The sequence below is a fragment of the Streptomyces sp. NBC_01723 genome (assembly GCF_036246005.1).
In the GTDB taxonomy this organism is placed as follows: domain Bacteria; phylum Actinomycetota; class Actinomycetes; order Streptomycetales; family Streptomycetaceae; genus Streptomyces.
The window spans coordinates 299,393-318,702 of record NZ_CP109171.1 but is presented as its reverse complement, the minus strand read 5'-3'; the positions used below and the strand labels follow the sequence as shown (position 1 = coordinate 318,702).

At 72.4% G+C, this 19,310-nt stretch carries 21 protein-coding genes; 12 read left to right on the top strand and 9 right to left on the bottom strand.

Features of this window, described 5'->3' with window-relative positions; translation table 11 throughout:
* The first annotated feature begins 6 nt into the window (after window positions 1-6).
* Window positions 7-549: a 2'-5' RNA ligase family protein gene (locus OIE75_RS01430; protein WP_307008939.1), complete on the top strand. Its 543-nt coding sequence runs from the start codon at window positions 7-9 to the stop codon at window positions 547-549.
* 107 nt (window positions 550-656) lie between these two features.
* Window positions 657-1,712 (top strand): PucR family transcriptional regulator, encoded by a 1,056-nt coding sequence (locus OIE75_RS01425; RefSeq protein WP_329469106.1) that lies wholly within the window; start codon window positions 657-659, stop codon window positions 1,710-1,712.
* A 28-nt stretch (window positions 1,713-1,740) separates the two neighbouring features.
* Here OIE75_RS01425 and OIE75_RS01420 read toward each other — a convergent pair whose 3' ends face one another.
* Window positions 1,741-2,160: a hypothetical protein gene (locus OIE75_RS01420; protein WP_307008935.1), complete on the bottom strand. Its 420-nt coding sequence runs from the start codon at window positions 2,158-2,160 to the stop codon at window positions 1,741-1,743.
* Between the two features lie 268 nt (window positions 2,161-2,428).
* Here OIE75_RS01420 and OIE75_RS01415 point away from each other — a divergent pair, with 268 nt between their 5' ends.
* From OIE75_RS01415 to OIE75_RS01390, 6 genes are all read left to right on the top strand, one after another.
* Window positions 2,429-4,186, top strand: coding sequence for a lysyl oxidase family protein (locus tag OIE75_RS01415; RefSeq protein WP_307008933.1), 1,758 nt, complete (start codon window positions 2,429-2,431; stop codon window positions 4,184-4,186).
* Window positions 4,187-4,380: 194 nt separating this feature from the next.
* The gene (locus OIE75_RS01410) at window positions 4,381-4,560 is read left to right on the top strand and encodes an effector-associated constant component EACC1 (protein ID WP_329469104.1); all 180 of its coding nucleotides are present in this window, start codon (window positions 4,381-4,383) and stop codon (window positions 4,558-4,560) included.
* 259 nt (window positions 4,561-4,819) lie between these two features.
* Window positions 4,820-5,002, top strand: a complete 183-nt coding sequence (locus OIE75_RS01405) for a hypothetical protein (protein ID WP_329469102.1) — start codon at window positions 4,820-4,822, stop codon at window positions 5,000-5,002.
* Window positions 5,003-5,051: 49 nt separating this feature from the next.
* The gene (locus tag OIE75_RS01400; protein WP_307008928.1) at window positions 5,052-5,753 is read left to right on the top strand and encodes a HEAT repeat domain-containing protein; all 702 of its coding nucleotides are present in this window, start codon (window positions 5,052-5,054) and stop codon (window positions 5,751-5,753) included.
* A 6-nt stretch (window positions 5,754-5,759) separates the two neighbouring features.
* Window positions 5,760-6,758, top strand: a complete 999-nt coding sequence (locus OIE75_RS01395) for a MerR family transcriptional regulator (RefSeq protein WP_329469101.1) — start codon at window positions 5,760-5,762, stop codon at window positions 6,756-6,758.
* 65 nt (window positions 6,759-6,823) lie between these two features.
* Window positions 6,824-8,098 carry a PP2C family protein-serine/threonine phosphatase gene (locus OIE75_RS01390; RefSeq protein WP_329469100.1) on the top strand — a complete coding sequence of 425 codons (1,275 nt, stop codon included), beginning with the start codon at window positions 6,824-6,826 and terminating at the stop codon, window positions 8,096-8,098.
* Between the two features lie 55 nt (window positions 8,099-8,153).
* On the opposite strand, the gene OIE75_RS01385 is transcribed toward OIE75_RS01390, so the two are convergent.
* The 7 genes from OIE75_RS01385 to OIE75_RS01355 all read right to left on the bottom strand — a co-directional run bounded on the left by OIE75_RS01385 (window position 8,154) and on the right by OIE75_RS01355 (window position 14,290).
* On the bottom strand, window positions 8,154-8,726 hold the full coding sequence (locus OIE75_RS01385; RefSeq protein WP_329469098.1) for a hypothetical protein: 573 nt from the start codon (window positions 8,724-8,726) through the stop codon (window positions 8,154-8,156).
* Window positions 8,723-10,063, bottom strand: a complete 1,341-nt coding sequence (locus OIE75_RS01380; RefSeq protein ID WP_329469097.1) for a DUF58 domain-containing protein — start codon at window positions 10,061-10,063, stop codon at window positions 8,723-8,725. The genes OIE75_RS01385 and OIE75_RS01380 overlap by 4 nt, the downstream gene beginning before the upstream one ends.
* The gene (locus tag OIE75_RS01375; protein ID WP_329469095.1) at window positions 10,060-11,058 is read right to left on the bottom strand and encodes an AAA family ATPase; all 999 of its coding nucleotides are present in this window, start codon (window positions 11,056-11,058) and stop codon (window positions 10,060-10,062) included. Before OIE75_RS01375 ends, OIE75_RS01380 begins: the two co-directional genes overlap by 4 nt.
* Window positions 11,055-11,630: a hypothetical protein gene (locus OIE75_RS01370; RefSeq protein WP_329469093.1), complete on the bottom strand. Its 576-nt coding sequence runs from the start codon at window positions 11,628-11,630 to the stop codon at window positions 11,055-11,057. The genes OIE75_RS01375 and OIE75_RS01370 overlap by 4 nt, the downstream gene beginning before the upstream one ends.
* On the bottom strand, window positions 11,627-12,556 hold the full coding sequence (locus tag OIE75_RS01365; RefSeq protein WP_329469092.1) for a DUF4129 domain-containing protein: 930 nt from the start codon (window positions 12,554-12,556) through the stop codon (window positions 11,627-11,629). Before OIE75_RS01365 ends, OIE75_RS01370 begins: the two co-directional genes overlap by 4 nt.
* A gap of 139 nt (window positions 12,557-12,695) precedes the next feature.
* The gene (locus OIE75_RS01360; RefSeq protein WP_329469091.1) at window positions 12,696-13,412 is read right to left on the bottom strand and encodes a DNA alkylation repair protein; all 717 of its coding nucleotides are present in this window, start codon (window positions 13,410-13,412) and stop codon (window positions 12,696-12,698) included.
* Window positions 13,409-14,290, bottom strand: a complete 882-nt coding sequence (locus tag OIE75_RS01355) for a helix-turn-helix domain-containing protein (protein WP_329469090.1) — start codon at window positions 14,288-14,290, stop codon at window positions 13,409-13,411. Before OIE75_RS01355 ends, OIE75_RS01360 begins: the two co-directional genes overlap by 4 nt.
* A 205-nt stretch (window positions 14,291-14,495) precedes the next feature.
* Here OIE75_RS01355 and OIE75_RS01350 point away from each other — a divergent pair, with 205 nt between their 5' ends.
* From OIE75_RS01350 to OIE75_RS01340, 3 genes are all read left to right on the top strand, one after another.
* Window positions 14,496-15,413 carry an alpha/beta hydrolase gene (locus OIE75_RS01350; protein WP_329469089.1) on the top strand — a complete coding sequence of 306 codons (918 nt, stop codon included), beginning with the start codon at window positions 14,496-14,498 and terminating at the stop codon, window positions 15,411-15,413.
* Between the two features lie 355 nt (window positions 15,414-15,768).
* Window positions 15,769-16,443 carry a DUF4232 domain-containing protein gene (locus OIE75_RS01345; protein ID WP_307008913.1) on the top strand — a complete coding sequence of 225 codons (675 nt, stop codon included), beginning with the start codon at window positions 15,769-15,771 and terminating at the stop codon, window positions 16,441-16,443.
* An 87-nt stretch (window positions 16,444-16,530) separates the two neighbouring features.
* Entirely contained in the window at window positions 16,531-17,382 is an 852-nt protein-coding gene (locus OIE75_RS01340) for a phosphotransferase enzyme family protein (RefSeq protein ID WP_329469087.1), read from the top strand.
* Between the two features lie 21 nt (window positions 17,383-17,403).
* On the opposite strand, the gene OIE75_RS01335 is transcribed toward OIE75_RS01340, so the two are convergent.
* Window positions 17,404-18,000, bottom strand: a complete 597-nt coding sequence (locus OIE75_RS01335) for a TetR/AcrR family transcriptional regulator (RefSeq protein WP_329469085.1) — start codon at window positions 17,998-18,000, stop codon at window positions 17,404-17,406.
* 264 nt (window positions 18,001-18,264) lie between these two features.
* Between OIE75_RS01335 and OIE75_RS01330 the strand changes: the two genes are divergently transcribed.
* A complete protein-coding gene (locus OIE75_RS01330; protein WP_329469083.1) occupies window positions 18,265-19,203 on the top strand; it encodes an alpha/beta fold hydrolase in 939 nt (312 codons plus the stop codon).
* Window positions 19,204-19,310 lie beyond the last annotated feature (107 nt).

Below are 19,310 nucleotides of genomic sequence, written 5' to 3'. Positions count from 1 at the left end.
CGGGAAATGGCCCAGGTGGGGACGACAGCGGTGCTGGCCGTACTGCCGGACGCCGAACCGCTGCTCGAGTCGGCGGCCCGCGTGGACCCGAGGGCGGTGCGCCCGGGGGTGCCCGCGCATGCCGCGCTGCTCTACCCGTGGCTGGCAGCCGACGAGGTGGGGGAGCCGGAGCTGCGCAGACTGCGAGCCGCGCTGCCGGCCGGCCGGATCCCGATCAGGCTGGCCGCCGTCGAACGAACCGGTGGTTTCGTCGGGATCCCGGTCCCCGAGTTGCGCGGCGTGGCCACCGCGGTCCGCACCGCCTTTCCGGCACCGGCTCCCTACGGCGGCCGGTTCGGCCCCGATCCGCCGGTGCACGTCACCGTGGCGCTGGACGCGGGAACCGAGGCCGCCGCCGACATCGCCGCTCGCACGGCGGCCCGCCTCCCGATCGTCACCGGGATCGACGCCTTGCACGTGGTCGCCCTGACACCCACGGGCTGGCAGGCCCTGGGCGAGCTGCCGCTCACCGACGAGGATTCCATCGGTTCGTACGTTAAACTTACTTAGCGAGTCTCACTGCTTCAACGGGCATGTTCCCGCTCGTCGAGCTCTCACGGCCTTCCTGTGGACCAGCGCCGGGAATCCGCCGCGACTCCCGCCACCGCCAGGAGGGCATGACCGTGCAACACCCGCCCGCGGCGTTCCTCGACGGCTTCGTGCAGGTCCTGGCCGACGCCGCCACCACCGGCCGCCGCCTCACTCGCGAGGAACGCGCCACCCGCCGCGAACTGGGCGCACGTGCCGCGGCCTCGGGACTCGGCTGGCGGGTCCTCGTCCGGGAACACCTCGCCGCCAGCCGCGGCGCGTGGCCCGCAGCGGCGGCGCCCGACCACGTGCTGTCCGTCGTCGAGCAGGCACTGGACGCCTTCGCCGAGGGCTACGAGAGCGCCCAGCGGCTGGTCATCCGCCAGGAGGAGGCGGCCCGGCGGGAGTTCATCGACGACCTGCTCCACGGGCGCGGCGACTCCGGCCATCTCGCCGCGCGGGCCGAACGGTTCGGACTGCGTCTGTCCCGCGACCACGCCGTCGCCGTGGCCGAGGGGCCGGTCCCCTACGACGAGACCGACTCCGTCCCCCGGCAGGTGCAGGACGCCCTGTTCACCCACTTCGAGAGCCGGCGTCTCCTGCTCACCACCAAGGACGGCCGGATGGTCTGCGTCGCCCCCGGCGACCAGGGGGACGTGCTGACCCGCTTCGCCAAACAGGCCCACGCCGCCACCGAAGGCGGCCAGGTGGCCCTCGGCCGCCCCCGCTCCGGCGCGGTGGGGATCGGGCACAGCTACCAGGAGGCGCTCAACGCCTTGGACGTCGCCCACCGGATGGGCTTCGACGACCCGCTCCTGCGCGCCGCCGACCTGCTGGTCTTCCCGGTCCTCGCCCGTGACCGGCCCGCCCTGGTCGACCTCGTGCGCGAGACGCTCAGCCCGCTGGAGCAGGCCCGCGGCGGCGCGCAGCCACTGCTCGACACGCTCAACAAGTACTTCGACGCCGGCTGCGTCGCCGCCGAGACCGCCCGCAGACTCTCACTGAGCGTCCGGGCGCTGACCTACCGCCTGGAACGCGTCCACACGCTGACGGGCGTCGATCCCACGGAGCCCGAACAGCGCTACATGCTGCAGACCGCGGTCATCGGCGCCCGCCTGCTCGACTGGCCGAGCAGGGCGCTGTGACCGGGGTCGCGGGCGGCCGCTCCGGCACTCAGAGATCGGCACAGATGCCGCGGGCCTCGCTCAGTCTCGCCTTCACCCCGGCATCCACCTCGAAGACCCGACGGTGCCGCTGGTGCGCGCCGGACACGGCCTTCGCGAGCGGCTCGTAGGAGGGGTCGCCCGCGGCGGCGGCCGTCGACAGGTCGAAGGCGGCGGCGAAGCGGTACAGCGCCTGCTCGCCCGCCTTGCCGCGCGTCGCCAGCTTCGACTCGTCCATGGCGGTCAGCGCGTCGCACGCCCCCCGGGCGTCGCCCCGGGCGCCGTCACCGCCGGCGGTCTCGTCACCGGTCAGCGCCCAGGTGGCACCCACGCCGCCCGCGCCGATCAGCAGGCCCACCAGGACGGCGGCCGCCAGCGGCCACCGGTTGCCGGCAGGCGGGGCGGCGGCGGGGACGTATGTGGGTTGCATGTACACGACGATATCCGGCCGTCGTGTGCGGTCGGCGGGTGGGGGAGGGGGGCCGGGCGGGGACCGAGGATCCTGGGCATCGTCCCTATATCAGAGACCTCGTCACCGAGTGGGCAATACCCGTGACTTCAGCCTGATTTCCGTTGGGACGCAGCGATCCGGCCAACCTGCCACCGCTTTCCCCGACCCGGACAACCGGGCATCGGGTCCTCCCCTCTCACAGCGCGGGCACAGCGAGTGCCCCCAACACCCGGAGGACGAGGGATCGATGACCAGAACGCGCACCACCCGGCTGCGGCGTCCGCTGCTCGCCGGCACCACGGCCGTCGCCGCCATGGCCGTGACGGCCGGCCTCGTGGCCGCCACGTCCGAACCCGCGAAGGCTGCCACAGGGCCCAAGCTGAGCCTCATCGCCGCGACCGACTCGATCACGCTCACCTCCTGGAAGGAGGAGCCGGGCGTCTACCTCGACCTCGGCACCTACCTCACCGCCGAGGGAACCCCGTTCGAGCTGAAGGTGACCCGGAAGTCCTACAAGGACCCGGTGAGCGTCACCCAGACCGTGTACGAGGGAGGCAAGGCCAAGTCCAAGGTGCTGCCCAAGGGCACGGTGAAGGACTTCGCCGGGCTCCCCGGCTTCGCGGAGATCACGGTCACCGACAAGGCCGGCAAGAAGGTCCTCGGCAGGACCGAGGACTTCTGCCCGAACAACGCCAGCGGCCGGGTGCGGCCCGACGCGCCCGCCACCTCCAAGTATCCGGAGAGCTGCCCCACCAACCCGTTCACCCTCGGATCGGTATGGGGCGTCGAGAAGGGCTGGGCGGCCAACACCTACGCGGGCTCCTACAGTGACTCGGTCAAGCTGGCGGCCGGCACCTACACCGCCAAGATCGCCGTCGCCAAGAAGTACCGCGACCTGTTCGGCATCGCCAACAAGCCGGCCACGGTGAAGGTGACCGTGCAGGAGCGGAGTTACGAGGACGAGGCAGGCGCAGCCGAGCCCGCCTCCCGGGCCGCGTCGGCCGGCAAGCACGCCGGGCACGGTGCCGCCCACCAGGCACCTGCCGCGCACGCGGGCCACGGGCCGGGCCACGCCCCGACGCCCGCCCAGGCCGGCGCGCCGGTCACCAGCGGCGCGACCCCCTCGTACAACGTGGGCCACGGGCCGCTGAAGGCCGCTCCGCCGGCCCTGCCGTGGGCGCTGAAGAAGAAGGAGCAGGCCGCGCGCTCGATGCGGGTCGGTGACACGGGTGGCCAGACCGACGGCTCGCGCAAGGCGCCCGCCCTCCAGCCGCTCGCGAAGCGGCCCGCGGGCAAGCCCAACGTGCCGGACGTCCCCAAGCCCGACCTGCGCTCGCTGCCGGCCTACGGCATCGTCATCAGCGACGGCGAGAAGGACGTCCCCGGCAAGGACTACCTGGCGTTCAGCGCCAACGTGTGGAACGCCGGCCCGGCGCAGCTGGTGGTGGACGGCTTCCGCTCACCCGGCAAGGCCAAGATGGACGCCTACCAGTACTTCTACGACGCCAAGGGCAAGCAGGTCGGCTACACCCCGACCGGAACCATGGAATGGGACCCGCGCCCGGGCCACGTGCACTGGCACTTCACCGACTTCGCCAGCTACCGGCTGCTGAAGGCGGACAAGAAGGAGGCCGTGCGCAGCGGCAAGGAGGCCTTCTGCCTCGCCAACACCGACGCGATCGACTACACGGTGAAGAACGCCAACTGGCACCCGTTCAACACCGACCTGTCGACCGCCTGCGGTGAGGAGAACTCGATCTCCGTCCGCGAGGTGCTGGACGTCGGCTCCGGCGACACGTACTCGCAGGACCTGCCGGGCCAGTCCTTCGACATCACCGACCTGCCCAACGGCACGTACTACATCCAGGTGCTGGCCAACCCGGAGAAGCGGCTCAAGGAGACCAGCGTCGACAACAACAGCGCCCTGCGGAAGATCGTGCTGGGCGGCAAGCCGGACAAGCGGACGGTGACCGTGCCGGCGCACGACCTGGTGAACGCGAACTGACCGCACCCCGCAAGAGCGACGGACCGGCACCAAAAGCCGACGGCCACCCATGGTGGCCGTCGGCCCCGTGCGGAGGGGCCGAGCGGATCCCCGTAACACCTTCCGGTGGAATGTCCCGTACACCTCGTCGCGGCGACGCGCCTCCTACGCTGGATGCCCAACCAACCCGCGAAGGGACGGTCATACGCGTTGAGTTGAGGGCCGCGCCGGACGACGACGTACAGACCGCGCTCGACCTGTACGCGTGGCTGCGCAAGGACCCCGACATCCGCCGCCACGCCGAGCTGACCCTCGGGTCGTCGGATCCCACCGGCGAGGCCATGGGCGCCACCGGGCCTCCTCGCCGGACTGCAGCATCTCAGGCCGCCAACTGAGATGTGACAGCGGAGACCGGCCCGTGCAGCAGACCGTCTCCCGCGGCGGCAAGTTCGCCGACCCGGTCTACGCCTACGTCTGGGACGTCCGGCACGGCGTCGACAGCACGTTCACCGTCCCTTCGGGCTTCGGTACCGGCGAGGCGTGGCTGCTGAGCAGCACCGTCCGCGTCTCCGTACCGGAAGGCTGCACCGACCACACGGTCCACTGGCAGGTGACCGCCGACGGCGAACACCGCATCGGTCAGGGGACCACCCGATGGCTGCGCCAGTACGACGAGACCTTCAAGCCGCAGGGCTGCGCCCCAGGACCGTCACCGTGGAGGCATGGTGGGACGGCGGGGACGCGGCCTGCCCGTCCTTCTCCTTCATCTGGCAGGACCCGACCCTCTGCCTCGAGGCGGACCCGGACTTCCTGGACGGTGACTACTACCCGACTTGACCTTGACACCGTGGCAAGGTCTTCACTGCCCGTCAGGGAGGTGGTCTCGATGACGACCACGAAACAGGACGACGCGGACGCCCTCCGGGTGCTGCGGACGCTGGAGGACCACCGTTCGTCGGTGCGGCTGCGGGCCGCGTTGGCGGTGGGAACGACGCCCGACCCGCGCTTCGTCGACAAGCTCGTCGAGCGGAGCGCGATCGAGCCCGACTTCTTCGTCCGCGACATGCTGACCTGGGCGCTCACCCGGCACCCGGTCTCCGTGACACTGCCCGGGCTGGTGCGCGAGGTCCGCTCGGAGCGCGCCCGGGCGAGGAGCCAGGCGTTGCACACACTGTCCAAGATCGGGGACCGGCGGGCGTGGCCGGCCATCACGCCCGCGCTGCTGTCCGACGCCGACGACGAGGTGGTGCGGAGCGCCTGGCGGGCCGCGGTCGTGCTGGTGCCGGAGGGCGACGAGCCCGCGCTGGCCAGGCTGCTGGTGACGCAGCTGGGCCGCGGTGGCCGGGAGACGCAGCTGAGTCTCAGCCGGGCGCTGGTCGCACTGGGCGAGGCGGCCGAGCCCGCTCTGCGCGCGGTCGCCACGGCCGCCGACCCGCTCGTGCGGGCGCACGCCCTCGCCACCGAGCGGCTGCTGCGGGACCCGGACACCGGCTTCGGCTACGCGATCGAGGAGGCGAAGCGCGTGGTGGCCCTCGGCGGAGCCCCCGTTGAGGACGATGAGGAACGAGGCATGCGGGATGAGGGATGATGGGACGTGTTGATCGGTGAGGTGGCGCGACGGTCCGGGGTCAGTGCCCGCATGCTCAGGCACTACGAGTCGCTCGGTCTGGTGAGACCCTCCGGCCGCACCGGCTCCGGATACCGCGAGTACTCCGGGCAGGACATCCGGCGGATCTTCCACATCGAGAGCCTGCGGTCACTGGGACTGTCGCTGCGTGAGATCGGGCGCGCGCTCGACGACCCCGGCTTCATGCCGTCGGAACTCGTCGGTGACCTCATCCACCGGACACGCGAACGCGTCGCGGCCGAGACCGAGCTGCTCACGCGGCTGTCCCGGATCGATGCCGCGGACCCCGCCGGCTGGGAGGACGTTCTCCAGGTCGTCGCGCTCCTCCAGGCGCTGGTATCGAAGAGTCCCGGCGCCCGCCAACGCGCGGCCCTCTCCTCCGGCGAAGAGGTCCCGGTGCCGGTGGAGGCCCTGGTCGAGGCGGTTCTGAGCGAGCCGGACCCGATCGTCGCGGGCGCCCTTCGGTGGGCGCTGGCGCGGTCCGGCGACCGAGGCCCGGCGCTCCTGGCGGAAGCCCTCGGCTCACCGGCGGCCGCGGTGCGGGAACGCGCCGTGCAGAGCCTCGCCGAGCTGCCGGGCGACGAGGTCACCGGGCACCTGCGGCACGCTCTCGCCGGCCCCGACGCCGCGGTGCGCGGGTGTGCGGCGCTGGCACTCGGAACACGAGGCGTGGCCGAGGCGGTGCCGGAACTGGTCGACATGATCGTGGAGGGGCGGAACGACACCGACGCCGCGGACGCGCTGAGCGTGCTGGCCGCCGACACCGCGATGGCGGACCGGATCGCCGACAGGATCGTCGGCCGCCTCGCCCGCGCCACCACCGGAGCACCGGCACGCGGACGGCTGACCCAGGCCCTGGCCGGCATCCCGGGAACGAGGGCGTCACATGCCCTGGAGGAACTGTCCCGGGACGAGGACCGGGCCGTCGCGCTGACCGCGGTGTACCTCCGCCGCCTGCGCGCCTGACCGACGCCCCGGTTCAGCGGCGGCGTGCGGGGCCGGTACCCCGTACGTACATTGGAGAGGTGGGTGTGACTGCTGAGCCACCGTGGACGGGCCAGGTCGACTACGCGGCGCTGTTCGCCGCGACGCCCAGCCCGTACCTGGTAGTCGACCGGGACCTGGTGATCGTGAGCGTCAACGCCGCCTACTGCCGCGTGACGGGGCGGGCGGCGGGGGGCCTGCTCGGCCGGTACCTCTTCGACGCCGTCCCCGAGAATCCCGCCGATCCCGAGTCCGACGGAGCGCGCAAGGTGTCGGCCTCCCTGCGACGGGTGCTGGCCACGGGGCAGGCGGAGAGCATGGCCGTACAGCGCTACGACATCCCCAGCGCCGAACGACCCGGTGACTTCGAGGAACGCTGGTGGTCACCGGTGAACACACCTGTGTTCGACCCCGGGGGCAAGGTCGCGTGGATCATCCACCGGGTCGAGGACGTGACCGCGTTCATCCGCGAACGCCGGCACTGGCTCCGCTCTCCCGTCGACTCCCCGGGCCCGCCGGAAGCCGGTATGGAGGCCGGAATCGAGGCCGAGCTGTACGCCCGGGCCAAGGCACTGGAGCGACTGAACGAGGAACTGCGGCAGGCACACGCCCGGGAGCGGCAGGTGGCGATCACCCTCCAGGAGGCCATGCTGCGCTCACCCGACCTCGCACGCCACCCCGACGTGGCGGTGCGCTACCTGCCTGCCATCGGCTCGTTGAACGTGTGCGGGGACTGGTACGACGCCGTGGACCTGACCGACGGGCGCTTCTTCGTCGCCGTGGGCGACGTGGTGGGCCACGGCCTGGAGGCGGCCACCGTCATGGGAATGCTGCGCAGCGCGCTGTCGGCGGCCAGCCGCACCGTCCCCGGCCCCGCCCAGGCGCTGGAGGTGCTGGGCCTGTACGCGCGTTCCGTGGAGGGCGCCCTGGCCGCGACCGCCGTCACCGCCCTCGTCGACACCCGCTCACAGCTGATCATCTACTCCAGTGCCGGGCACCCGCCGCCCGTCCTGATACGCGGCGACGGAACCTGCCACCTCCTCGACCAGGCCACCGATCCGCCTCTCGGCGCGCGGCTCACCCACGTGCCGCGCCCCCAAGCCGGCATCGGCTACCAGCCCGGCGACATCCTGGTCCTCTACACGGACGGTCTGGTCGAACGCCGGGAGGAGGACATCGACATCAGCCTGCGGCGCCTGACCGACACCCTGCGCCAGTGCCTCGGCCTGGACCCCGAGCGCCTCGCCGACGTCCTCCTGGAGAGCCTGGGCGTCAGCCACGGCGCCCGCGACGACATCGCCCTGGTCGTGGTGGGACTCTGAGGCGGCGGCCGTTCAGGTCCTCCGTGAACGACGGAACTCGGTGACCGCGCTCCCCTCACCGCCCAACGCCCCACCGCCGGGCGCCGATCACTCCACCACCGACCACCAGCCCCACGACGACCCCAGCCGCCACCACCCGCCCGGCACCGAACTCCGTCCCGGTCACCGGAACCACCGAGGCCCCCGCCACCACGCCGGCGCCCGCGCACGCCGCCACCGCCTCTCCCCACACGCGCGCGGCCCCGCGCCCCCACCGCCACGGCCGGCTCTCACTCGTCACCAGGTACGCGACCAGCAGCACGACCACCCCGGCGCCCTCCCACCACGCCGGGTCGCCGAATGCGGCGACGACCACGACGCCCGTCGCCAACACGGTCGTCCGGTGCCGCACCAGGAGGTGGGACCAGCGGACCGACTCCAGCGTCGGCCGCCGGTCCAGCGCCGGTGCCGCCCACACCGCGAAGACGACCGCGCATCCCAACAGCAGGGCGTCCCGCGCCCCACCCACGGTCGCCCACGGCCGCCACGCCATCACGACGGCGGCCGACCCGATCACCCGCACGGGCAGGGTTCCGATCCAGTAACCCGCCCACTCCCGCAGGCTCACCCGCGTGTCGAGCACCGTCATCGCCCCCTCCCGCCGACCCGCCCGGACAACAGCGGTGCCAACGCCAGATCCAACGGCTCACCCACGACGTGCCGCAGCACCGGCACCCCGCTGTCCCGCAGGGCGAACCTCATGGCGTCCCGGTCCGCGTGCCACAGCCGCAGCCCCAACTCGCCCGACACGTCACCGGGTTCGACCGGTGGGTCCCCGCTCGGGATCTCCACGACCACCGGGCGGCGTCCCCGCCCCTGAAGATCCCGCAGCACCTTGAGCATCCGGGCGTCGCTCAACGGAGTGAACACGTAGACGAGGGCGCCCTCCGGCAGCGCGGGCGGCGGCACCCGCTCGAGCCCGGGTCCGTCGAAGCGCCGGTCCCTGCGGACGTCGAGGACACTCTCGACGATGCGGTAGAACGCCGCGTCCCCGGTGCCCGGCGCCAGCCAGCGCGTGGTGCCCCCGGTCGAGACGACCCCCACCCGGTCCTGGGTGCGCAGATACGCGCGGGCCAGCCCGGCGGCCGCCCGCACCGTCTCGTCCAGGGACGACACCCCGGTCACCGGGTCGACCACGTCCCCGAACGCGTCGAGCAGCATCACCGTGTCGGCGGCACGCTCGGCCGCGAACCGGTGCAGCTGCACCGCGCCGCGCCGGGTCGTCGACGGCCAGTGGATGCGCCGCTGCCGTTCCCCGGGCACCCACGCTCCCACCCCGACGACCTCGACGCCCTCGCCGGCCTGTACGGAGGCGTGTTCGCCGAGACGCTGCGGCAACCGCGCCGGAATCGGCGTGAACCGCGCCTGCGTGGGGCGCGGGAACACCGACACCTCGGCCGCCTCGACCCGCACGGTACGGCGCACGGTGCCCCCGGCGTCGTACACGTCGAGGTCCACGGGCCCGAGCGACCAGCGTCCCCAGAGCAGCGCCGTGTGGCGCAACGTCACCGTGGACGCGCCGACCACGACCTCGTCGAGCCGCAGGCCCGGGCCGAGGGTGACCCCGGGATCGAGCCGGACGGCGCCACCGTCGTGGGCCACCGAGATCCGGAGGGTGACGGTGTCGCCCTCGAAGCAGCGCCTCGGTTCCACGGCGGCCGACGTCTCGACGCGCCGGGCGTACGCGCGCGGCAGCGCGAGCGCGAGCAGCACCAGCGGCGGGGCCGCGAGCGCGAGGAGCCATGCCCGGCCGGTGAGCAGGGCGGCGGACAGCGCGACGACGGCGACCGTCAGCAGGCGCAGCGTCCGCTCACCGGGGCGCGGCCCGCCGGGCGGCGGGGGCGGCGGCTGCGCGGGGGAGGTGCGCCCCTCCAGGGCACGGACCACCGCGGCGCCGGGCCGGGGTGCCGGCGCGGGCGCGGTCACGACGACACGGCGGCCGTACGCCGCGTGGACGGCGTGCCGACGCTGTCGACTATCTCCCGCAGCACGTCGTCCGTGGCCACCTCGCGCACCCACAACTCCGGCCGCAGCGAAACCCGGTGGGCCAGCGCGGGCACCGCGAGCGCCTTGACGTCCTCCGGGACGACGTAGTCGCGGCCGTTCAGCACGGCGCGGGCCCGCGCGAGCTGGACCAGAGCGAGCCCGCCCCGCGGCGAGGCACCGATGCTGATCTGGGGGTGCTCGCGGGTCGCGCCGACGAGCGCGACGGCGTACTCCAGCAGGTCGTCGTCGATCTCCACACCCTCCACCACGCGCCGCCAGGCCACGACGTCCGCCGGCCCCGCCAGCGGCCTGAGCACCGCCTCGGGCGCGGCCCGGTCGATCCGGGCCCGCAGCATCACCAGCTCCTCCCGCGCGCCCAGATAGCCCATCCGCACCCGCAGCTGGAACCGGTCGAGCTGCGCCTCGGGCAGCGAGTACGTACCCTCGTACTCCACCGGGTTGGCGGTCGCGACCACCATGAACGGGTCGGCGAGCGGCCGCGTCTCGCCGTCCACGGTGACCTGCGACTCGGCCATCGCCTCGAGCAGCGCGGCCTGCGTCTTGGGGGGCGTCCGGTTGATCTCGTCGGCGAGCAGCAGGTGCGTGAAGACCGGCCCGGGACGGAACACCATCTCGCCGGTGCGCTGGTCGTACAACGGCGCCCCCGTGACGTCCGACGGCAGCAGGTCGGGCGTGAACTGGATCCGCCGGAAGTCCAGGCCGAGCGTGGTGGCGAAGGACCGGGCCAGGAGCGTCTTGCCGAGCCCCGGCAGATCCTCGACGAGGACGTGCCCGCCGGCCAGCACGCCCAGCATCACCAGTTCGAGGGCGTCCGGCTTGCCGACGACGGCACGTTCGATCTCGTGCAGCACGGCACCGGCCTGCTCGCCGACCTGCGCGGGGGTAAGGGGCTGAGGCGTGGTGGGACTCGTCACGTCGCTTCTTCCTTGTGAGTGCCGGGGGTACGCGTGCGGGGTGAGCCGAGGTGTTCGAGCCGGTCGACGAGGCGGCGGAGTACGTCGACGGGGATGCCGCCGTCGGGCCGGGTACGGGGCGTCTCGGACCCGAGCCAGGGCCACAGGTCGGGTCCGATCAGATCGGCGGCGCGCCGGGGCTGTTGGTCGAGTGAGACGTGGTGGTGTTCGGCGAGTGCGGCGGCGTAGAGGCGGCGCAGCTCGGGCCGCAGCACCGCCCGGTAGTAGAGGGCGCCGTCGGGACCGGTGGCGGTGCGTACGTTCCGTCGCCATTCGCCCATGCCCGGCGTCCGGGTCCGCAGCAGCCGTACGTCGCCCCGCCGTCCGGAGTCGAGGGCGCCCGCCCCGGCGACGTACCGGGCCACGACCAGCGTCGCGACGGCGAGCAGGGTCACGACGGCGCCGGCCGCCCGGAAGCCGTCGAGGAGCAGGACGAGCAGGACGCCGGAGGCGGCGACCGCCCCGCCCAGCAGACCGAGCCCGCGCAGAGTGAACGTGTCCTGCCCCACGGGCCGTTCCGTGCGCCCGTTCACCGCTGCGCCTCCCCGTGGTGGAGCAGCGACGCGATCTCTTCCAGGGCGTCGGCCGCGGCCTCCCGGTGCGAGGGCCCCATCGGATGCGAGGAGTAGCGGGCCTCGCGGAACAGCGTGGTGAGCCTTGGCGCGGCCGGGCCGGGGGCGAGGCCCGCGTCGGCGGCGCGGGTGAGCAGGTCGGCGGGACTGTCGGAGGTGTGCCGCCGTAGGCCGGACGCGACGAGGGCGTCCTCCATCGCCGCGTAGCAGGCGATGACGGCCGTACGGGCGTCACCGGTGTCGGCGAGGGCGCGGCGGCCGGAGTGCACGGCTGCCAGGAGCAGCCGCGCGTCCTCGTCCCCCGCCGGGGCGCCCGCGCGTTCGGGGAGCGCCGGCACGGTCAGACCCCGTCGGCGCAGCCGCCGCACGACGAGCACCGCGGCGACCACGGCGACCACCGCGGCCAGCAGGCCGAGCAGAACGTACAGCGGCACGGAGGAGCCGTGCCCGGAATCCCCCTCGGGATCGGCCCTGCCGAGAACCGGCGGCGGTGAGACCGGCGGCGGCAGCTCCACCGGCGGGGTGGGTGATGTGCTCCGCCGGTTGAACCGATGCATGACCAGGGCCAGTACGCCGATGACGCCCGGCCCGGCAAGGAGCAGCGGCACGGCCGCCCGCCGCAGCCGTTCCTCGCCCGGCGTCAGCGGGTCGCGGTCGGCCGCGATCCTGGAACGCAGCCGCTCGACGACGAGCATGACCCCTGCCGCCCAGGCGACGGACGACCCGATCGCGACGATGCCCCAGTGGCCGAGCGGCCCCTGGCCGGAGTGCAGCAGGCCCTCGGCGGGACGCAGTACGAGCGCCGCGACCGCCAACGCCCCGACCACCCCGGCGGCGACCACCGCCCCGGGTACCGCCCGGCGTCTCCCATGCTCCCCATGTTCCATGCCGACCCCCCGGCTGAACCCTTTCCCCCAAGGTCAGTTCACCGCATCCTGACACATGAAGAGCCCCGCCGGACGAGCCACCCACCCACGGCACGCCACGCCGGCCGACGGCCGGGCCCGGTCCGGCGCGACGTGCCGTCTACCGTCGACGCACGAACCTCGCCCGGTCTTCCGGCCCCAGGCGCTCGGTGGCGTGGCGCACGGTGATCCGCGGCAGTTCGGGGGCGTGCAGGTCGAGGAAGTCGACCAACGCCCGTGCGTCGCGGCGGCCGATCTCCCGGAGCATCCACCCCAGCGCCTTGTGAATGAGCGGCTCTGGATCCTGGCGGAGCGCCTTGACCAGGGAGAACGTCGGCTCGTAGCGGTCGGCGCGGATCAGTGGCAGCGTGGCCACGACGGAGATCCGCCGCTCCCACAGGGAGGCCGACCCGGCCAGGCGGTCCAGCACCTCGTCCAGGACGTCCTGCGACTCCTCCAGCAGCCACGTGCCCAGCACGACCGGCGCGGATCCGTCCACCAGATCCCAGTTGTCCACACAGCCGGTGCGCGCCAGGTAGAAGTCCACCAGCGTCCCGCGCTCCCCGCTGCCACGGGCGACACGCATCTGCTCGGCCAGCACCAGGAGCCCGGCGAACCGTTCGTCGTGGACGCGGCTGCGCAGCAGGGCGTCCACCTCCTCCGGCCGCAACCCGCGGTAGCGCCGCGCGAGATCGCGCAGCACCGGGACCCTTACGCCGAGCAGCTCGTCGTCTGAGGGGCTGAGCACCCGTAAGAGCTGGGCGCGTACCTGCGGTTCGGCCAGCTCCCGCAGCTCGGACCGCAGCCGCTCCAGCGGCGCGCGTGAGGAGGACGTCATGTGTCCGGACGGTAGCGCGCCTCCGGACGGCGGGTGTCCCGCGCCGCCCAGGAAGCGAGGATCCGCAGACGCTCGTCGCTGGGGGATCCCGGCTCGGCGGTCAGGGTGATGAGCTGCTGGTCGGGGTCCGTCGTCGGGGCGAGGAAGGACCAGTCGAGGGTGAGCCGGCCGACGACCGGATGCTGGAGGACCTTCGTGCCGGTGCCCTGGGTGGCCACGCGGTGGGTCCCCCACCAGCGCCGGAAGTCGGGGTCCTGGAGCGACAGCTCGCCCACCAGTTCCGCGAGCCGGGGGTCCTTCGGGTCCCTGACGGCATCCATGCGCAGCTGCGCCAGGCTCGTCCGCGCCACCCACTGCCAGTCCGGGTACAGGCCCCGGACCACCGGATCCCGGAAGACCAGCCGTACGAAGTTGCGCCGTTCCTCGGGAATCCGCGCGAAGTCGGTGAAGAGGGCCGCCGCCATCGGATTCCAGGCGAGGATGTCGGTGCGTAGGCCCAGGACGACGGCCGGAGTGGTGGGCAGGTCGTCCAGCAGCCTCCGCAGCTGCGGCTGGACCTCCTGCGCGGTGCGCCGCCGGGGCCGGGCGGCACCCCGGCCGGACAGCTCGAACAGGTACGCACGCTCGCCGTCGTCCAGCCTCAGGACCCGCGCGAGCGCGTCCAGTACCGGCTCGGACGCCTGACGGCGGCCCTGTTCCAGGCGGGTGTAGTAGTCGGGGCTGATCGACGCGAGCAGGGCCACTTCCTCCCGGCGCAGCCCCTTGACCCTGCGCCGGGAGGCCGACTCGGGCAGCCCGACCTGGGCCGGGCTCAGCTCCGTACGCCTGGCCTTGAGGAAGGCGCCCAGCTCGCTCCGGCGCGCGTTGCCGCTGCTCATGAGGGCAAGTCTGGCAGACGGCCGCGCCCGCGACAGGGGGCCTGGTGTGTCCCAGGACAGCGCTGTCCCGGGCCGGAAGACGCCCCTTACCCCTCTCCGTACCGGCTGCGAGGGTCGGTGACGCGACCGACGGACGGACGGCCCCGAGGGGGACACCACCGCCGGAGACGCATCGACCGCCTCCACCTCCAGGAGACACAGGAACATGAAGGCCGACGTCACCTTTCCCAGCAGCAATCTCTCCCTCGCCGGAACCCTCTTCACCCCCGACGACCACATCGACGGCCGGCTACCGGCTGTGGTCGTCTCCCACCCCGGCGGCAGCGTGAAGGAGCAGAGTCCGAGCGTCTACGCCGAGCGCCTGGCCCGGGCCGGATTCGCCGCGCTGGTCTTCGACGCCGCCTACCAGGGCGAGAGCGAGGGGGAGCCACGAGGGCTGGAGGACCCCTTCCAACGCGCCGAGGACATCAAGTCCGCCGTGACCTACCTGACCACGCGCGACGACATCGACCCGGACCGCATCGGAGCCCTCGGCATCTGCGCTTCCGGCGGCTACGTGCCCTACGCCGCACAGACCGACCACCGGATCAGGAGCGTGGCCACGGTGAGCGCCGCGGACATGGGCTCGGTGATCCGGGAGGGACTGGGCCGCACACAGGACCCGGCCGTCCTCAGGGCGATGCTCGACCAGGCCGGTGCGCAGCGCACGGCGGAAGCACGCGGTGCCGCCCCACGGATGGTGGCATGGCTGCCCGACAGTGCCGAGGACCTGCCGCCGACCGCAACCCGCCAACTGCGGGAGACCTTCGACTACTACCGCACCCCGCGCGGTCACCACCCGCGCGCCAACCGGGGATGGGTGCAGCGCAGCGTCGACCTGATCGCCCAGTACGACTCGTACGCGATGATCCGACTCGTCTCGCCCCGCCCCCTGCTGATGATCATCGGCTCAGAGGCGGAGACCGGGTACTTCAGCAGGGAGGCCATCGAGAAGGCGGCCGAGCCCAAGCGGCTGGCCGTCATCGACGGAGCCACGCACGTCGACCTGTACGACAGGGACGCCTACGTCACTCCGGCCGTCGCCGAACTCACCGCGTTCTTCGGCGAGAGCCTGGCCGGATGACTGCCCCTCAGCGCCGGTCCCGCGCGGCGCACGGACGCCATGCCGACAGGTGGGGTCAAGATCCGCCGGGTTACAGGACTGTCCCAGGGGGGGCGGTGGTCGCGAATGGTGAGGAACGGCGGCTGGAGGTGTCTGTCCGGCCGACCGAGGGCGTGCCCCGGCCGGGCGTGCGCCGGCGGTGGTGCGCCGGCGGTGGTGCGTCGTGCGCCTCGGTGTGCGTGTAACAGGAATGTCTTCAGGTGCGGTTGCGCGGAACGGACTGCCCGGCGGGGTGGCTCTTCGTGTGCACAAGCGCCGGTACAGCAGCGACTGGTACCGACGGTCGGCACGCCCAACCGATTCTGAGGAAGAAACGATGCGCGTTCACAAGCTCACCTTCGCAGCTCTCGCCGTTGCCGCGAGCCTCTCGCTCACGGCCTGCCAGAACGACGACGACGCCACGGGGCAGAGCGACCCGTCGGCGGCGTCCAGCGAGGCTTCCTCGGGCGGCGGTTCGGGCTCCGGCGATTCGCAGCAGGGCGCCGGGGACGAGTCTGGCGGGGAGGGCACCGGTGGGCAGGGGACGGCAGCGGGCTCCGGGTCCGGGTCCGGCTCCGGGGCGAATGACAAGGTCGGCAAGTGCCGTACCGACGAGCTGAAGTTCAAGGCGATGGACGCCACCATCGACGGCGACACCGAGGGCACCGTCGCGGTGGAGCTGACCAACGGCGGCGGCCGGGAGTGCGCGATCTCCGGGTACGCCGGCGTCGATCTGAAGACGAACTCGGGCACGCTGTCCGCGAAGCGCAGTGGCGAGCCGGTCGTCCCGGGCACCCTCAAGGACGGGGAGACCGTGGCCTTCGGCATCCACTACCCGATCAACGACTCGGGCGGCTCCGGCGTCCGTATCACCGGGCTCGTCGTCACCCCGCCCGACGAGACGAAGTCCGTCACCCTCGACTGGCCGGGCGCCGCCACGCTGCCCGTCACGGACGGGACCGGCTCCCCGGTGAAGGTCGGCCCGATCGGCAGCGCCGGCCAGGGCGGCTGACCGCGCCCGGAGTACCGTCAAACAGCGCCGCGAAGCCGCGGTGTGCCGCCAGCAGGCGGCGTTGGGGGGAGAGGGGCAGAGCAACACATGCAGGAGCCGGAGTTCCGTCGGGCGGTGACCGCGGCCACGTCGATCGCCTCGTCACTCGGCCTGGCCACCGAAGACGTGACCGTTCTCCACGACTCGAACAAGCTCACCCTGCGTCTGCTGCCCTGTGACGTCCTGGCCCGGGTGGCATCCGTCGCGCAGCAGGTCGCGGAGTTCGAGGTCGAGCTGGCGCAGCGGCTCGCCGCATCCGGGTGCCCGGTGGCCGCCCTCGAACCTCGTGTGGAGCCACGCGTCCATGAGCGGGACGGCTTCGCGGTCACGTTCTGGACCTACTACGAGCCCATGGCGCCACCCGAGGTGTCACCGGCCGACTACGCCGACGCGCTGAAGCGTCTGCATGCCGGCATGAGTCGGCTCGACGTCCCGACGCCGCACTTCACGGACCGGGTCGAGCAGGCTCAACAACTCGTCGCCAACCGCGACCGCACCCCGGATCTCGCCGAAGCGGACCGGCAACTGCTGCGCAACACGCTACAAAGCCTGAGGCTCGCGATCCGCGAGCGCGGCGAGGCCGACCAGTTGCTGCACGGTGAGCCGCACCCGGGCAACGTCCTGACAACGCCGAACGGACTGCTGTTCATTGACCTGGAGACGTGCTGCCGCGGCCCCGTCGAATTCGACCTGGCCCATGCCCCCGAGGAGGTCGGCGCGCACTATCCGGGCGTCAACCAGCACCTGCTGCGCGAGTGCCGCCTCCTCGTACTGGCGATGATCACAACGTGGCGATGGGACCGAGACGACCAGTTCCCCGACGGACGACGGATCGGAGCGGAGTGGCTCAGCCGGATCCGAGCAGAACTCGACGGCGACGGGGTGGGCGGCCGGAGCTGACCGCGGAGGGCGCATGCATGCCTAGGCATGTCCAGCTGTGCGCAACGTTTGCGAAAGCGCGTCGACGGTCACGCCCACGATGGCCAGGAGCTGCGCCGGGCTCGCCCCGGCTCTGCTCATGACCGCGAGAGACTGGTTCACGGCCGCCGTGTGTTCAGCGAAGGCATCGGCGTCCTCGTCGGTCAATCGCCCCGCCTTCAGCGCGGCGCGCAGACGCAGACGCTGGAAGCCGAGCGCCTCCTTGGCGTGTGCCGCGACGGCGGGGCTCAGCACCGGAATCGCCATGGCCGACTGGGCGATCAGGCACCCGTCGGGGAGTTCGGGATCGGCGATGCGCTCAAGGGTGACGTCGAAGAACGCACGAACAGCCGCAAGGGGCTCCGAGGCCGCACACGACAGGGCGGCGTCGTACTTCTCGCCGTAGCGCGCGGCGTAGCGATCAAGGCAGCGCAGGAAGAGCGTGTCCTTGGCGCCGAGGGAGGAGTAGATGGAGCTGCGGTTCAGGCCGGTTACCCGTGACAGGTCGTCCACGGAGGTGTCGGCGTAGCCGACGCGCCAGAACTGGATCATCGCGGCGTCGAGTGCCGTGTCCATGTCGAACTGCTTCTTGCCTGCCACGTGGCACTTCCTTGCCGGTGTCTTGATGTCTCTGGGCTGTGCTGGACACCATTCTATCTTGAACTGGATAGTTCAAGACGTGTTACGTTGAAGACAGGATCACGAGCGCGGGCCCCGCCGCCGTCCGAGACGGCACCATGGTCGCGCCGTCTGGTCCTGGCAGCCGCCGTCCCCATCCACTCATGGCCAGGCTGGTGGGGATCTGAACGTTCCGCTCTTCAACACCGGCACAACCAGCGAATCCCACACCGATGAAGGTCTCCCATGACTGACTCAGCGACCACCTCTCAGCGTGTCTCCGAAGCCAACCCCGTCCGCGACCTGCCCTTGCACGACCTGGCCGGATTCACCCACCGCTGGGTCGACGCGGACGGCATCCGCCTTCATGCCGTCGAAGGCGGCCAGTCGGCCGGCCCGGCAGTCGTCCTGCTCGCCGGGTTCCCGCAGACCTGGCAGGCCTGGCACAAGGTCATGCCCGGTCTCGCCGACCGGTTCCGCGTCATCGCGATCGACCTGCCGGGCCAGGGCCACTCCGAGCGCCCGGAGCGAAGCTACGACACCCATACCGTCGCCGCCCACGTCCACGCCGCGGCAAGGGCACTCGGAGTGACGACTTATTGGCTGGCCGCCCACGACATCGGGGCATGGGTCGCCTTCTCCCTCGCTCTCAACTACGAGAGCCAGCTGCGTGGGGTCGCCCTGCTCGACGCCGGAATCCCCGGCATCACCCTTCCGGAAACGATCCCCACTGACCCGGCCCGTGCGTGGAAGACCTGGCACTTCGCGTTCCACCTCGTGCCCGACCTGCCCGAGACCCTGCTCGCCGGCCGCGAACGGGAGTATGTCGGCTGGTTCCTGAAAACGAAGACCCTCTGTCCCGAGGCGTTCGACGACACCGACCTCGACCACTACGCAGCGGCCCTCGCCGCCGACGGCGGCCTCCGCGCCTCCCTCGCCTACTACCGGGACGCCGCCGAGTCGGCGCGCAAGAACCACCAGGCGCTCAACCACCGGCACCTGTCCGTGCCCATCCTCGGAATCTCCAGCAGCCACGGCTCCATCCCGGACATGGCCGCCTCCATCAGCCCGTGGGCCGACAACACCACCGGAGTCGTCGTGCCCGACGCCGGGCACTTCATCCCCGACGAGCAGCCCGAAGCAGTCGCCGCCGCAATAGCCGGCTTCATCGCCGGCGACGACTGACGCCGTGCAGACTCCAGTCGGCGCGCTGTGGGACTGATGACGTCTGGCTTTGTACACGAGAACGAGAGTCGTTTGTCGTGGACGCTTGAGGCACCCCGAATGCGGCC

Coding starts and splice junctions, on each gene's coding strand:
- OIE75_RS01415 (WP_307008933.1), top strand. CDS start 2,429: ATGACCAGAACGCGCACCACCCGGCTGCGGCGTCCGCTGCTCGCCGGC.
- OIE75_RS01355 (WP_329469090.1), bottom strand. CDS start 14,290: ATGAGCAGCGGCAACGCGCGCCGGAGCGAGCTGGGCGCCTTCCTCAAG.
- OIE75_RS01385 (WP_329469098.1), bottom strand. CDS start 8,726: ATGACGGTGCTCGACACGCGGGTGAGCCTGCGGGAGTGGGCGGGTTAC.
- OIE75_RS01400 (WP_307008928.1), top strand. CDS start 5,052: ATGACGACCACGAAACAGGACGACGCGGACGCCCTCCGGGTGCTGCGG.
- OIE75_RS01425 (WP_329469106.1), top strand. CDS start 657: ATGACCGTGCAACACCCGCCCGCGGCGTTCCTCGACGGCTTCGTGCAG.
- OIE75_RS01360 (WP_329469091.1), bottom strand. CDS start 13,412: ATGACGTCCTCCTCACGCGCGCCGCTGGAGCGGCTGCGGTCCGAGCTG.
- OIE75_RS01430 (WP_307008939.1), top strand. CDS start 7: ATGGCCCAGGTGGGGACGACAGCGGTGCTGGCCGTACTGCCGGACGCC.
- OIE75_RS01420 (WP_307008935.1), bottom strand. CDS start 2,160: ATGCAACCCACATACGTCCCCGCCGCCGCCCCGCCTGCCGGCAACCGG.
- OIE75_RS01340 (WP_329469087.1), top strand. CDS start 16,531: ATGCAGGAGCCGGAGTTCCGTCGGGCGGTGACCGCGGCCACGTCGATC.
- OIE75_RS01405 (WP_329469102.1), top strand. CDS start 4,820: ATGGCTGCGCCAGTACGACGAGACCTTCAAGCCGCAGGGCTGCGCCCC.
- OIE75_RS01365 (WP_329469092.1), bottom strand. CDS start 12,556: ATGGAACATGGGGAGCATGGGAGACGCCGGGCGGTACCCGGGGCGGTG.
- OIE75_RS01345 (WP_307008913.1), top strand. CDS start 15,769: ATGCGCGTTCACAAGCTCACCTTCGCAGCTCTCGCCGTTGCCGCGAGC.
- OIE75_RS01350 (WP_329469089.1), top strand. CDS start 14,496: ATGAAGGCCGACGTCACCTTTCCCAGCAGCAATCTCTCCCTCGCCGGA.
- OIE75_RS01330 (WP_329469083.1), top strand. CDS start 18,265: ATGACTGACTCAGCGACCACCTCTCAGCGTGTCTCCGAAGCCAACCCC.